The organism is Bradyrhizobium sp. Bra78, from assembly GCF_024519855.1.
In the GTDB taxonomy this organism is placed as follows: Bacteria; Pseudomonadota; Alphaproteobacteria; order Rhizobiales; family Xanthobacteraceae; genus Bradyrhizobium; species Bradyrhizobium japonicum_G.
This window is the reverse complement of sequence record NZ_JALJRE010000016.1, coordinates 116,317-129,088: the sequence shown is the minus strand read 5'-3', so window position 1 is coordinate 129,088 and position 12,772 is coordinate 116,317. Positions and strand designations below refer to the sequence as shown.

Annotated in this window: 15 protein-coding genes; 9 read left to right on the top strand and 6 right to left on the bottom strand. The window is 64.2% G+C overall.

What is annotated here, in order from left to right:
- Positions 1–18 precede the first annotated feature (18 nt).
- A complete protein-coding gene (locus OC450_RS29350; protein ID WP_262049163.1) occupies positions 19–408 on the top strand; it encodes a hypothetical protein in 390 nt (129 codons plus the stop codon).
- A 70-nt stretch (positions 409–478) separates the two neighbouring features.
- Here the strand turns inward: OC450_RS29350 and OC450_RS29345 are convergent, their stop codons facing one another.
- Positions 479–805 (bottom strand): GrlR family regulatory protein, encoded by a 327-nt coding sequence (locus tag OC450_RS29345; protein WP_211386847.1) that lies wholly within the window; start codon positions 803–805, stop codon positions 479–481.
- Between the two features lie 173 nt (positions 806–978).
- On the bottom strand, positions 979–2,298 hold the full coding sequence (locus OC450_RS29340) for an alpha/beta hydrolase (RefSeq protein WP_262049162.1): 1,320 nt from the start codon (positions 2,296–2,298) through the stop codon (positions 979–981).
- 327 nt (positions 2,299–2,625) lie between these two features.
- Here OC450_RS29340 and OC450_RS29335 point away from each other — a divergent pair, with 327 nt between their 5' ends.
- Together OC450_RS29335 and OC450_RS29330 are read left to right on the top strand one after the other, a co-directional pair.
- Positions 2,626–3,993, top strand: a complete 1,368-nt coding sequence (locus OC450_RS29335) for an APC family permease (protein WP_262049161.1) — start codon at positions 2,626–2,628, stop codon at positions 3,991–3,993.
- 14 nt (positions 3,994–4,007) lie between these two features.
- Complete coding sequence (locus OC450_RS29330; RefSeq protein WP_249129605.1) at positions 4,008–5,207, top strand: hypothetical protein; 1,200 nt, start codon at positions 4,008–4,010, stop codon at positions 5,205–5,207.
- Positions 5,208–5,219: 12 nt separating this feature from the next.
- Here OC450_RS29330 and OC450_RS29325 read toward each other — a convergent pair whose 3' ends face one another.
- Positions 5,220–5,783: a helix-turn-helix domain-containing protein gene (locus OC450_RS29325; protein WP_211386851.1), complete on the bottom strand. Its 564-nt coding sequence runs from the start codon at positions 5,781–5,783 to the stop codon at positions 5,220–5,222.
- Positions 5,784–6,138: 355 nt separating this feature from the next.
- On the opposite strand from OC450_RS29325, the gene OC450_RS29320 reads away from it, so the two are divergent.
- Genes OC450_RS29320 through OC450_RS29310 form a run of 3 tightly spaced genes read left to right on the top strand, consistent with a single transcriptional unit; the run spans position 6,139 to position 8,986 of the window.
- Positions 6,139–7,452 (top strand): MFS transporter, encoded by a 1,314-nt coding sequence (locus OC450_RS29320; protein ID WP_262049160.1) that lies wholly within the window; start codon positions 6,139–6,141, stop codon positions 7,450–7,452.
- Between the two features lie 56 nt (positions 7,453–7,508).
- Complete coding sequence (locus OC450_RS29315) at positions 7,509–8,033, top strand: MOSC domain-containing protein (protein WP_262049159.1); 525 nt, start codon at positions 7,509–7,511, stop codon at positions 8,031–8,033.
- Positions 8,030–8,986 (top strand): PDR/VanB family oxidoreductase, encoded by a 957-nt coding sequence (locus tag OC450_RS29310; RefSeq protein WP_262049158.1) that lies wholly within the window; start codon positions 8,030–8,032, stop codon positions 8,984–8,986. The genes OC450_RS29315 and OC450_RS29310 overlap by 4 nt, the downstream gene beginning before the upstream one ends.
- Positions 8,987–8,994: 8 nt before the next feature.
- Here the strand turns inward: OC450_RS29310 and OC450_RS29305 are convergent, their stop codons facing one another.
- On the bottom strand, positions 8,995–9,204 hold the full coding sequence (locus tag OC450_RS29305) for a hypothetical protein (protein WP_262049157.1): 210 nt from the start codon (positions 9,202–9,204) through the stop codon (positions 8,995–8,997).
- A 96-nt stretch (positions 9,205–9,300) separates the two neighbouring features.
- Complete coding sequence (gene yidD, locus OC450_RS29300; protein WP_262049156.1) at positions 9,301–9,639, bottom strand: membrane protein insertion efficiency factor YidD; 339 nt, start codon at positions 9,637–9,639, stop codon at positions 9,301–9,303.
- 256 nt (positions 9,640–9,895) lie between these two features.
- On the opposite strand from yidD, the gene OC450_RS29295 reads away from it, so the two are divergent.
- On the top strand, positions 9,896–10,798 hold the full coding sequence (locus tag OC450_RS29295) for a hypothetical protein (RefSeq protein WP_211386857.1): 903 nt from the start codon (positions 9,896–9,898) through the stop codon (positions 10,796–10,798).
- Between the two features lie 51 nt (positions 10,799–10,849).
- Here the strand turns inward: OC450_RS29295 and OC450_RS29290 are convergent, their stop codons facing one another.
- The gene (locus OC450_RS29290) at positions 10,850–11,305 is read right to left on the bottom strand and encodes an iron-sulfur cluster assembly scaffold protein (protein WP_211386858.1); all 456 of its coding nucleotides are present in this window, start codon (positions 11,303–11,305) and stop codon (positions 10,850–10,852) included.
- Between the two features lie 239 nt (positions 11,306–11,544).
- Between OC450_RS29290 and folE the strand changes: the two genes are divergently transcribed.
- Both folE and hisI read left to right on the top strand, forming a co-directional pair.
- Positions 11,545–12,237, top strand: coding sequence for a GTP cyclohydrolase I FolE (gene folE, locus OC450_RS29285; protein ID WP_211386859.1), 693 nt, complete (start codon positions 11,545–11,547; stop codon positions 12,235–12,237).
- A 27-nt stretch (positions 12,238–12,264) separates the two neighbouring features.
- Complete coding sequence (hisI, locus tag OC450_RS29280) at positions 12,265–12,687, top strand: phosphoribosyl-AMP cyclohydrolase (protein ID WP_211386860.1); 423 nt, start codon at positions 12,265–12,267, stop codon at positions 12,685–12,687.
- Positions 12,688–12,772 lie beyond the last annotated feature (85 nt).

Below are 12,772 nucleotides of genomic sequence, written 5' to 3'. Positions count from 1 at the left end.
CAAAGAGAGTTGACTGAGATGAGGATGATTCTGGCGGTTGCCGCGGTGCTCTATTCAGCCTCCGCGTTCGCGCAAGCCGACAAGCCACCGATGGTCGGGGACAAGCCCTTGGTGCAGGTCAAGCCCAAGGGGACTAAGGCGGGCACCAAAGAGGCAACGGCCAAGCCGGCCGCGGCGCCGAAGGGCAAGCCGCAATCGATCGCGGCCCGACTCCAGGCCTGCCTCGACCTCGATGACGGCACCAAGGACCGGCTCAATTGCTACGACGCCATTATTCCACCGACGCCGAAGCCGAAGCCGGCGAAGGCCAAGGGCTACGCCGATTGCCGCTTCTTGAAGGAAGAGGACGAGCGGCTGGCCTGCTTCAACGGCTTTGCCGAGAGCATTCCGAAACTGCCCAAGACCTAAAGCCGAAATCTGAGGCCAAGGTCTGAGGCCAGGGTCTGAGCCCAAGTCTTGAGATCCGGGAGCCGGACGGTCAGTCGCTGATCCGGCTCAGCACGGCCCTGAAGGCAACGCCAGGCACTTGCAGTGCGGTGCCCTCGAATTCCGCGGTCTCGCCATCCTCCCGGCCGGCGAGCGTCAGGGTGATCCGGTCGATGCCGAACAGCGCCTTGAAGGACGGGTCGTCATTGTAGCGCTCGGTCGAGATCTTGACCTTGATGCTGTCGCCTTTGCCCGTGTAGGTGCCGACGAACGCGAAAGCGGAATTGCCGCCGCGCATCTTGCCGTCCGTCACATAGACGACGCCGCAACCGGTGCCGTGAACCGTGTGGAAGTCGACCTTGTACAATCCTTGACGCACGGCCTGTCCCCGCAGAATTCCTATGGCAGCTTGGCCGGCAAACTATGTTCGTTGCCAGCGGAAACAATCCGGTGGCTCCCGGGGATGTCGGTCATCAACATCACATTTTGATCAAGGTCCGAGTCAGTTGCAGGCACGCTTGGCCAAATACCGACTGGCGCAATATTGCAAGCCTAGCGGCTCGACGCGGATGGATTGGTGGATGCAACGCGCGTCAACGCGAGTGACGGCGTCGCCGACATCTTCACCAGCACGTCCTTGAGCGGGTCGCGTGTCCAGGCGCGCGTCACATAATCACGATGGGTGATGCCGTCACCGGTTTCGACGAACACCACGCTGCCGGGACGCAACGGGCCGTCCATGTCCTCGGAGACGCTGATGCCTTTCTGCCGCAGCATGCTCATCAGCTCGCGGTCGCGCCGAGCGGTGTAGCGGGTGTAGGAGCTGACGAAGAAGCCGGAGCGGTGGCTTTCGATCCAGGAGGCAAACTTGTCCATCTCGCCATAGACGGCGTCGAGCAGCACGACGCCGCGGACACGGTCGCTGATGCCGCCGACCTCGAGGCTCCAGGCCGTTGGCAGGAAGCCGCCGCTGTAGCCGACGATCACGATCGGCATGCTGGCGAAGGCGCGGGCGCTGTTGGGATCGCCGGTGAGGCGGGCAAGATGGTCGGCCGATTCCGCCATGAAACGCTTGAGGCCGCCGGGTTGCCAGAACTTGCCGGCGCTGGAATCGGCGGCATCCACCGCCATCTGCGGTGCGAGCAGCACGGCATTGGCGCCGGAATCGGTGATCTGCTGCGGCACCAGCTGCCGGTCGCGGACGTCTCGCTCGAGCGTCGCGCCATTGCCGTGGAAGAACACCACGATCACGCCCGGCTTGCGGACGTCGAAATGCTCGGGCACGTGCATCAGCACGCGGCTGTCATTGTAGGTCTCGTCCTGCCAGAACACGCGGCCCGAATAGCTGCGGTGGCCGCGGCGCTCGCCCTTGGAGATGTTGAGGAAGGGGGCGTCGGAGGCGGGGTTGTTGCCGAAATAGGGGAAGGCGGACGACTTCATGCTGACGAGCGTGGTCAGGTCTTCGCGCGGCGGGCGCTGGTAGGGGACCTGCGGCGCCAGCGAGGCCACCTTGTAGGGCGCCTGCTCCGGCTGCTGCTGCATGGCGCGCTTGGGCGAGAAGTCCGACATCTGCCGTTGCAGGAAACTCTCGCTGGCCGAGGGGAAGCGCTCCCTGAACTGCGGGGCCGGGAAGCGATCCTCGAACGTGTCGCTGCTTGCGACCTGCTGGTTCGTCTTCGCAACGACCTGCACGTTGGCCTGCGAGTTCGTCGCAAGCGCCGCCGGATTGGGCGCGTTGCCGCATTGAACCAGCGTCAGCGACAGCGGCACCAAGGCTGAGATCAAGACGAAACGGAGCGCACGACCGTGCAGACCGGACGTCGTCCGGTCTGCACGAATGTCAGCTCTCAGGTTCGGAACGGCCCCGATCATCCACCCATGACCCCAAGTCATGTCCACAAGCCCAGCGGCAATGTTTAGGCTAATTGAGCCGACGGGCGTTTAGGCGACGTTAAGTGTCCGGACAAACTTCCCCACATCCGGAACGCTCAAAAGGACCACGCAATCGTGTCCTGATTGTGGGGAAGGAAAACGGGCTTCTCCGATGCTTGCGCGGGTTTATTGCCCGAGGCCATGCGCAAGGGGTGTTTGAATACCTATCCGGCCCGCCTCATTTAACCCTTGTTAACCCTGCTTGAATTGACTGGACCAAACTGCACGATGCTCCCACGAGGCGTACGCCTGAGGTTGAGGACCCCGATGACGGCATCAGATGCGGGTACGCCGCCCTGGACTGGCCGGCTGACCGGAAGCGGCTCCGGGGTTTCCGTTCTGGTCGCAACCGCCATCGTCGTTGCCGACATGATCGGGGTCGGCGTCTTCACCAGCCTCGGTTTCCAGGTCAAGGACATCCCGTCCGGCTTCTCGATCCTGTTGCTGTGGACCGTCGGCGGCATCGTCGCGCTGTGCGGGGTGTTCTCCTACAGCGAGCTCGGGGCGATGTTTCCGCGCTCGAGCGGCGAGTACAATTTCCTCGGCCGCGCCTATCACCCCGCCTTCGGCTTCCTCGCAGGCTGGGTCTCGGCGACGGTCGGCTTTGCGGCGCCGGTCGCGCTCGCCGCGATGGCCTTCGGCGAATATGCCAAGTCGGTCGTGCCCGATCTGCCGCCGATCCCGCTCGCCATCGGCGTGGTGTGGCTGGTGTCGCTGGTGCAACTGACCGGCGTCAGGCACTCCTCGATCTTCCAGTTGATCTCGACCATCCTGAAGGTCGTGCTGATCGTCGCCTTTCTTGTCGCGGGCTTCATCATCGGCGTGCCGCAGCCGATCGCCTTTACGCCGCAGCCCGGCGACCTCGCGCACATCGTCAGCGCGCCTTTCGCGATCGGGCTGGTCTTCGTGATGTACTCGTTTTCGGGGTGGAATGCCGCGACCTACATCATCGGCGAGATGAACATGCCGCAGCGGGACCTGCCGCGCGCGCTGCTCGCAGGCACGCTGATCGTGCTCGTCCTCTATGTCGTGCTCAATGCGGTGTTTCTCTATTCCACGCCGGTCAGCTCACTCGCCGGCCAGCTCGACGTCGCCAGCGTCGCCGGCAGCGCCATCTTCGGCGGCCTCGGCGGTCGGATCGTCGGCGCGATGATCTGTTTTGGCCTGATCTCCTCCATAAGCGCGATGATGTGGATCGGTCCGCGGGTGATGATGACGATGGGGGAGGATATTCCGGCCCTGCGCGTGTTCTCGAAGCGATCGGTGGGCGGTGCGCCAGCCTATGCCATCCTGTTTCAGCTCGCGGTCGCCAATCTGCTGCTGTTCACGCGCAGCTTCGAGGCGGTGCTCGACTTCATCCAGTTCGCGCTCTTGTTCTGCTCGTTCTTCACGGTCGCCGGCGTCATCAAGCTGCGCATCACCGATCCCGACCTGCCGCGGCCCTATCACGCCTGGGGATACCCGTTCACGCCGCTCATTTTCCTGCTCGTGACCGCGTTCATGATGTACTACCTGTTGACCGAGCGGCCGGTGCAGTCGCTGGCGGGGATGCTCGTCATGCTCTCGGGCCTGTTGATTTATGCCGTTTTCCGCAGGCGGCCGGTCGCCGCCGGCACGTCACACAATCGCGAATAGACATGTTTCGACCCATGAGAATTGCGGCCGTCGCTCTCGCCCTGCTGGCTGCGGCCGCCTCGTCCGTGCACGCCGCCGACGCAACCTTCGATGACTCCGCGCGCTTCCTTGCGGGCATGCAGCCTTCGGCGGATTCGCCGCTGGTGCCACTCACGAAGGATCCGGGCTGGCAGCGCCACGCGAAATTCTTCGATGGCGCCTTCGCCCAGCTCGAGCAGCGCCAGCTCTCGAAGATCCGGAGCTGGGCCGACGTCAACCTGGCCGCACCCCGTCCGACCATGTTCTACATGTTCAGCGGTCCGGATTTCCTCTATGCCAATGCCTTCTATTCCAAGGCGAGCACTTATGTGCTCGGCGCGCTGGAGCCGGTCGGCGCGGTGCCCGACCTGACACGGCTGCCGCGCGGCTCGGTCGGTGCCGCGCTCTACAATGTTGAGCGCTCGCTCGGCTCGATCCTGAGCTTTTCCTTCTTCATCACCAAGCAGATGAAGGTCGATTTGCACACCAACCAGGTCAACGGCACCTTGCCGATCCTCTATGTCTTCCTGGTTCGCTCCGGCAAGACCATCCGCAATGTCGAGATGGTCGCGCTCGACGACAAGGGCGGGATCCATGTCGGCAACGACAATCCGGGACCGAACGCGACGCGCGGCGCCCGTATCACCTTCGCCGGCAGCGACGGCGAAGCGCGCACGCTGTATTATTTCTCGACCGATCTTTCCAACCCAGGTGCGCGCGCGGCGGGCTTCCTGAAGTTCTGCGGGACGCTCGGTCCCGGCAACAGCCTGATCAAGAGTGCGTCCTATCTCTTGCACTCCGGCAACTTCACCGTCGCGCGCGACTGGCTGCTCGCCAACAGTGCGACCATCATCCAGGACGATTCCGGCATTCCGCTCGCGAACTACAATACGCGGCAGTGGCGGTTCTTCCCGTTCGGCCGCTACCTCGGACCGATCAATGAATTCCCCGGCCGCTACCAGGAGCGTTACGCCGAGCTGTTCACGCGCGCCCAGCCGATCGATTTCGGCGTCGGCTACCGCTGGCGCATGCACGAGTCGAACCTGTTGCTGTCGGTGAGGGTGCCGGGGTCCGAGACGACGCCGGGTGCGGAGACCACCTCATCCGCCGAACCGGCGCCCAAACCACAGCGTCCGAAGCGGCCGCGTCCGCCCGAACCGGTGCCGCCGCCGGCACGCTTTTTCTGGTTACGGTAGAACTCGCCGACGTCAGCCCACCGGGCTCTGGGCCACGACGACCAGAACCTCGGCCTTCTGCCGGCCGAGGCTCCTGACCTCGTGAGGGGTCTCGCCTGAGAAGTACAGGCAGTCGCCCTTGCCGAGGACGAGATCTTCGCCGTCGAGCTTGATCGCAATCTTGCCGTTGACGACGAACAGCAGTTCCTCGCCTGCATGCGAGGCGCGCGTCGCCGATTTGTGCGGCGGGCTGAGGAGGAACGGCTCCATCATCTTGCGGGTGCGGCCGGTCGCCAGCGGGACCACGCCGAACGTGTCCTGAAACAGCGGCACGTTGCCGCCTTCGCGGCGGAACAGCGTATAGCGCGGTGCGGGCTCGGCGTTCGGGTCGAAGAAGTTCGCGACATTGACCTCGAGCGCGGCCGCCATCCGCAGCAGCGCTGCGAGCGAGGGGATCTTCAGGTTGCGTTCGACCAGCGAAATGTAGCCGCGCGTGAGGTCGCTCTGCCTGGCGAGTTGATCCAGCGTCAGGCCCTTGGCGATCCGCGCCTGACGGATATTGGCCCCGACGGCTGTCGCTTTGCTGACGTCAAGCACGCATGAGTCTCCTGAACTGCTGATGCCTCTTTTGCAACAGATGCCGGCCGACTGCCAGCCCGGCGGTCCGCACCGCGGGCGCGGGTCCCCCGACACCTGTATTCCAATGGAAAACTTATGCGCAGAAATTTCGAGCACAGCCGCGGATATTGTGAGCAGACAGGCTGGTATTTTGCAGAAGATCGCCGAAAAATGGTGCAAATGATGCGTATTGCCGCGATCCGCAGCATCTGCCGCGTTCTGCGTCGTTGATTTCCAACAGTAAACATGATCGATTTTACCGCCTTGGCTGCCGATGGGCTCCACGGACAGAACCAACTGCTTTCCCTGGCGCCGGTACTTTTTGGAGAGATCGATGACCGTAGCAGACGACGTCACCCTGAATGTAGCGCCGGACGAAGCGGCGAGCTTGCGACGGATCGTGTGGTCGAGCGTGATCGGCACCGCGGTCGAATGGTACGACTTTTTGATCTATGGCACGGCGACCGCGCTGGTCTTCAACAAGGTCTTCTTCGCCGCGGGCAACCCCACGCTCGCCACCATCGCGGCCTTCGGCACCTATGCGGTCGGGTTCCTGGCGCGGCCGCTGGGTGCGGCAATCTTCGGCCACTACGGCGACCGGGTCGGCCGCAAGGCGATGCTCGCGATCACGATCATGGTGATGGGCATCGGCACCTTCCTGATCGGCCTGCTTCCGACCTATCAGCAGATCGGCATCGCGGCGCCGTTGCTCCTGATCGGCCTGCGTTTTCTCCAGGGCATCGGCCTCGGCGGCGAATGGGGCGGGGCGGTGCTGATGGTGGTCGAGAATTGTCCGACGCATCGCCGCGGCCTGCTCGGCAGCATGGTGCAAGTCGGCAATCCCATCGGCAATCTCGCCGCGATCGGCATGTTCGCGCTGGTGGCGAGCCTGCCGGAAAGCGAGTTCATGGCTTACGGCTGGCGCATTCCTTTCCTGCTGTCGATCCTGCTGGTCGGCGTCGGCCTCTACATCCGCCTCAACATGGAGGAGACCGCCGCCTTCCGTCAGGTCCAGGCCAAGAAGGAGGTCGCGAGCCTGCCGGTGGTGGAGATCTTCAAGCACCATCGCAGGCCCTTCTTTACCGCGGTCGGACTGAAGATTTCGGAGATCGCCTATGCCAGCATCGGCGGCGTGTTCGTGATGTCGTACGCCACCGCCAATCTCGGCCTGTCGCGCTCGGTGGTGCTGAACGGCGCGTTCGCCGCCTCGCTGGTTGCGCTGATCGCCATTCCCTTATTCGGCTGGCTGTCCGATCTCCTCGGACGCAAGTCGATGTTCTATGCGAGCTGCCTGTTCTCGGCGTTATTTGCCTTCCCGCTGTTCTGGCTGCTCGACACCCGCAATCCCACCATCGTCGTCTGCACCATCGTGATCGCGATCACCTTCGGCCAGATGGTGATGTTCGGCATCGGCGCGCCCTGGTACTCCGAGCTTTTCTCCGCGCGGCTGCGCTACAGCGGCGCCTCGCTCGGGTTTCAGGTCGGCGCGGCCCTCAGCGGCGGGTTGACGCCGCTGATTGCGGCCTCTCTGATGGCCTGGAGCGGCGGTGCAACCTGGCCGGTGTCGCTGCTGCTGATCGCCTGCGCCGTCGTCACCGCGACCGCGACCGCGTTTGCGCCGGAGATGGCGAACAAGGAACTGACCTGATCCAGCGGCGCGCCGCTTGTTGCGGCGCGCCCATCGCCTCTCGAGGGGAAATTGTCATGCTTGATACTTTCAGCGCCGGCCCGGCGCAGAGCGGCGCAGCACAGCTCGGCTGGACCGGCGTGGTCCGCTTCCTTCATCTTGCCCCGCGCGCGTTCCTGCCGATGCGCGCAGCGGAATCGATCACGCTTGTTGCCGGCAGAGGGATTGAAGGCGACCGCTACATGGTCGGCCGCGAGGAAGGTTTTTACTCGCACAAGCCCGAGGAGGGCCGCCAGGTCACCCTGTTCGAGCTCGAGACGCTGATCGCGCTCAAGCGTGATGCCGGCATCGAGCTCGGCCCCGAAGAGCACCGCCGCAACGTGACGGTCGAGGGCGTGCCGCTGAACCATCTGGTCGGGCGCCGCTTCTGGCTGGGCGAGACCTTGCTGGAAGCGACCCGGTTGTCGGTGCCGTGCCGGCACATCGAGGAGATCACCGGCAAGGCGATCTTCGATCCCCTGATCAATCGCTCGGGCCTCAACTGCAGGATCCTGCAAGGGGGCACCGTCAGGCTCGGCGACACCGTGCGGAACGCAGCATGAAGTTGCGTCCGATCACGACGATCAAGACGGTGGTCGCCGGCATCGAAGAGGCTGGCGCCGGGATAAAGCTGTTCACGCTGACGGATCCCGATCAATGGGAATTGCCGCCCTTCAAGCCCGGAGCGCATATCGATCTGCACCTGCCGAACGGTCTCGTCCGCACCTATTCGCTGTGCAACGAGCCCGCCGACAACACGCGCTATGTCATCGCGGTGAAGCGCGAGACCGATGGACGCGGCGGCTCGCGTACGCTTCACGACGAGATCAGGATTGGCGAGGTCATCGGCGTCTCGCTGCCGCGCGGCGGGCTGGAGCCGGGCGGGCAGATTGCGCGCCATGTGTTCGTCGCAGGCGGCATTGGCGTGACGCCGTTCCTGTCGATGGCGCGGCACCTCGCACGAACGGGGGATGCCGACTTCACGCTGCATCTGATCGTGCGCGAGGAGGTGCCGCTTGCGTCTCACCTGGCGCCCTTGATCGATCAAGGTCGCATCGTCGTGCATTGCACGTCCCGGGGAGGACGTCCGGATCTTGCGGCGCTGGTTGGGGAGAGCGCAGCCGAGACGCTGGTGGCCTGCTGCGGGCCGGAAAGCATGATCGGCGATTTCGAGCGCGTGACCGCAGCGTGGCCGGCGGCGAATGTTCATATCGAGCGCTTCGTCGCGAAGCCACCGGCCGTCGACCCCGACGCGAAGCCGTTCACGTTGGCTCTGGCGCGCTCGGGAACCGAAATCCCGGTTCGCGCGGGCCAGAGCATGCTGGCCGCCTTGCAGGAAGCAGGTGTCGACATCGCGACGTCGTGCTGCGGCGGCATCTGCGGTGCCTGCAAGGTGGGGTGGCTCGAGGGCAAGCCCCTACACCGCGACCGCATCCTGTCGCCGTACGAGCGCGAACGCTATCTCATGGTCTGCGTCGGCGGATCGGACGCTGATCGGCTGGTGCTGGATCTCTGACGTCTGGCCTACCAGTGCACGCTCTGGCTTGGCACGATGAACGCCGTCGTGCTTGGCGGCGTGGCCAAGCTCATCGCCAGATACCAGCCGGAACCGACAACCAGCACCAGCAGCGCGATGATGGCGAGCATGTCGAGGGTCCTGGGGTCGTGATGCCCCCTGGAGCCGAGATTTGGGCCAGGCCTGAGGCGGAAATGAGGGCTGATTTTCCAGCGCATTGTTGTTTCCTCCCGGGGGAGCATCAGAACAATGCGAGCGGTGAGTTCAGGTTCCACTCAACGCCGCGTAAGCATGCGCAAAGCACTGCAGCATGCTTACGCGGCGTTGACTCCGCGCCACCGGCCGTAACGCCAGGGCAAGTACCAGCGTGCACCGGGTGGCGCGATCAGGGGCACGTTGTCGATGCCCGAGGTGCCGAAGGGGTTGCAGCGGAGCAGGCGCGCGAGCGTCATCCAGCCGCCGGCCCACAGTCCGAACCGCTCGATCGCCTCGTCGCCATAGACCGAGCAGGTCGGCAGGTGCCGGCAATTGTAGCCAACCAGCGGCGAGAGCGTGTGGCGGTAGAGCCAGATCAGAGCGCGGCCGAATCTGCGCGGCAGCCGGAGCGCACCCGCGACGGGATTGGAGCAATGCTCGCAGGCTGAATGCTTCATGGGCGCTTTGCTGCGATCGTGGGCGAGGTTTTGCGCGGTTCCGGCGCAGGGAACCTTAAGCTGTTGTTTGCACGCCATATTTTGCATGGTTTTTGGGAGCAGTGCAGCAAGTACCTATGGACGATCTGTATTCCCACGGATACCATTTTTGTGACGTTCATGTGAGACTCACTGGAACGTCAGAGCGGGACTTGCCTGAATCGGCTCGAACTTAAAGGCTTGGGCTTAAAGCTTGGGGCTTGGGGAAGGGACCAGTTTGAAACTTCTGAAGTCGCTCAATCTTCGCGGCTGGTTGCTGGTGGGAACCGCCGCTTGTGGAGTCGTGTTGGCTGGCGCCGTCGCGACACTCGGGTCGTCAGCCCGAGCCGGTGCTGCCCTCGAAGAGCGCAAGCTGCCGATGAAGTTCAACTGGATCGCCTGCGAGCCGAATTGCCGCGGTTGGGTCAGCGCGGTCGGCATCATCACCGCTGATACGCCCAGAGATTTCGAGGAGTTTTCGCGTGGACGCCAGCTCGGCGGCGCCACCGTGGTGCTCGATTCCAGCGGCGGTTCCGTCAACGACGCCATCACGCTCGGCCGCCGCTTCCGCAATCTCGGACTTCTGACCACGGTCGGGGTCAGCGTTCAGAGCCGCGGCGGGCAGACGGTCCGTGCGGCGGTCGCGCCTGAGGCCTATTGCGAATCCATGTGCGTGTTCCTGCTGCTGGCCGGCAAGAAGCGCTACGTGCCGGAGGCGGCGCATGTGCGGGTCCACCAGATCTGGATGGGCGATCGCGCCGACGACGCCAAGGCGGCGAGCTACAGCGCGCAGGACCTGATGATCGTTGAGCGCGACATCGGCCGGCTTGCCAAATACACCTTCGACATGGGCGGCGCCGGCGACCTGCTGTCGCTCGCGCTCAGCATCCCGCCGTGGGAAGATCTGCACGAGCTCGACACCGGCGAGCTCAAGCTCACCAATCTCGTGACGACCGATCTCGTGGCCGACGTGCTGCCCCATGTGGATATCTCCGCCCCGGCCATGGTGGAGCTTGCACCGAAGACGCAGGCCAGGTTCGGTTCGGAACCGGAGCAGCCGGCCAAGTCGACCAAGACGGCGGAAGCCCTGGTGCCGACGGGTGGCGTGGTGGCGACGCCGGGTGCAGCGTCCCAGAAGTAGCCTCAGACCCCTGATTTCATTTTCGGTCGCTGTGAAGCGACGCCCCCGGAATCAGCTTTGTGCCGAGGCCGGCTGCCTGGCCTTCGCCTCGATCTGGCCGATGGCATCGACCACGGCATCGAAGGTCAGGAGCGTCGAGGCATGGCGCGCCTTGTAGTCGCGAACCGGCTCGAGGAACTTGATCTCTTCCCATTTGCCTTGAGGAGGCAAGCCGTTCTCCTTCAGCATCTTGCGAACGGTTTCGCGTAACTCACGGAGTTCACTCGCAGTCGAGCCGACCACGTGACTTGCCATGATGGATGAGGAGGCCTGTCCCAGCGCGCAGGCCTTCACGTCGTGCGCGAAGTCCGTGACCCTGTCGCCCTCCATCTTGAGGTCGATCTTCACGGTCGAGCCACACAATTTGGAGTGGGCGGTCGCAGTGGCGTCGGGATCCGACAGCCGCCCGAGGCGCGGAATATTCCCGGCCAGCTCGATGATCCGCTTGTTATAGATGTCGTTCAGCATGTGATGGAGTCCAGCACTTCCTCGCCCGATCGGCCTTGGCGGGCGGCGTCCACGGTCCTATATAGGGACGGAACTGGCGGAAAAACAGTCCAGCGGCGTGCCGGCGGTGATCCAGAACCTCGCGGCTGGCGTTACCAGCAGGCCTTTTTCGCCGATATTGTTCTGTTCAGGCGTCCGGCGGCTTCGCCGCCCCGTCTGCCGGTGACACTCCGGCCGCAAGGCCGTCGAACGGAGTCGATATGGACGCTGCAATCAAATCCATCCGCCCCAACAAACCTTCCGACAAGCAGACCGAGGGCCGCCCCGCGGAGCTTGATCCTGCCGAATTCCTCGCCGCCGCCGTCCGCGCCGACCAGCCGCGCCCCGCGCGCGCCGAAGCCGAGCAGGCGGTCAAGACGCTGCTCGCCTATATCGGCGAGAACACCCAGCGCGAAGGCTTGCTGGACACGCCGCGTCGCGTGGTCGAGGCTTTCGACGAACTCTATCAGGGCTACCACCAGTGTCCGGCCGAGGTGCTCGACCGCACGTTCGGCGAGACCGCCGGCTACGACGATTTCGTGCTGGTGCGCGACATCGAGTTCACCTCGCAGTGCGAGCATCACATGATGCCGTTCTACGGCAAGGCGCACATCGCCTACACGCCGGTGGAACGCGTGGTCGGCCTGTCCAAGCTTGCCCGCCTGACCGACATCTTCGCCCGCAGGCTCCAGACCCAGGAGCATCTGACCGCGCAGATCGCGGCCGCCATTGATGAGGTGCTGAAGCCCCGCGGCGTTGCCGTGCTGATCGAAGCCGAGCATACCTGCATGTCGGTGCGCGGCGTCGCCAAGCATGGCGCCTCCACCTTCACCAGCCGATTCACCGGAATGTTCCGCGACAATCCGGCGGAGCAGGCCCGCTTCCTGTCCCTCGTGCGAGGCCTGCAGCGCTGACCTCGCGAATAAATTGGCGAGGTTACTGTGTCCGCTCACTCCCATGAGACCGAGGAAGGGCTTTCCTTCCTGCCGCGGTTCGACGCAAGCGGCCTCGTGACGGTCGTTGCGACCGACGTCGCTACCGGCGACGTGCTGATGGTTGCCCACATGAATGATGAGGCGCTGCGCAAGACGATTGCGACCGGCGAAGCTTGGTACTTCAGCCGTTCGCGCAATGCCTTGTGGCGAAAAGGTGAGACCTCGGGTCAGACCCAGCGCGTGGTCGAGATCCGCACCGATTGCGACCAGGATGCAGTCTGGCTACGGGTCGAGCAGATCGGCGCGGCATGTCATACCGGGCGCCGGTCATGCTTCTATCGCAAGGTCGAGGCTGATGGCGGCGGTGCCAGGCTTGTCTTTGTCGATGCGGGCAGGCTGTTCGATCCGGACGTGGTCTACAAGAAATAGCCCTGCCGTCATCCGGGTTCGTGCTTCGAGCGCCCGGAACGGGGGCGAGAGCCGAGTTAACCCCGCATTAACCATACCTGTCCCA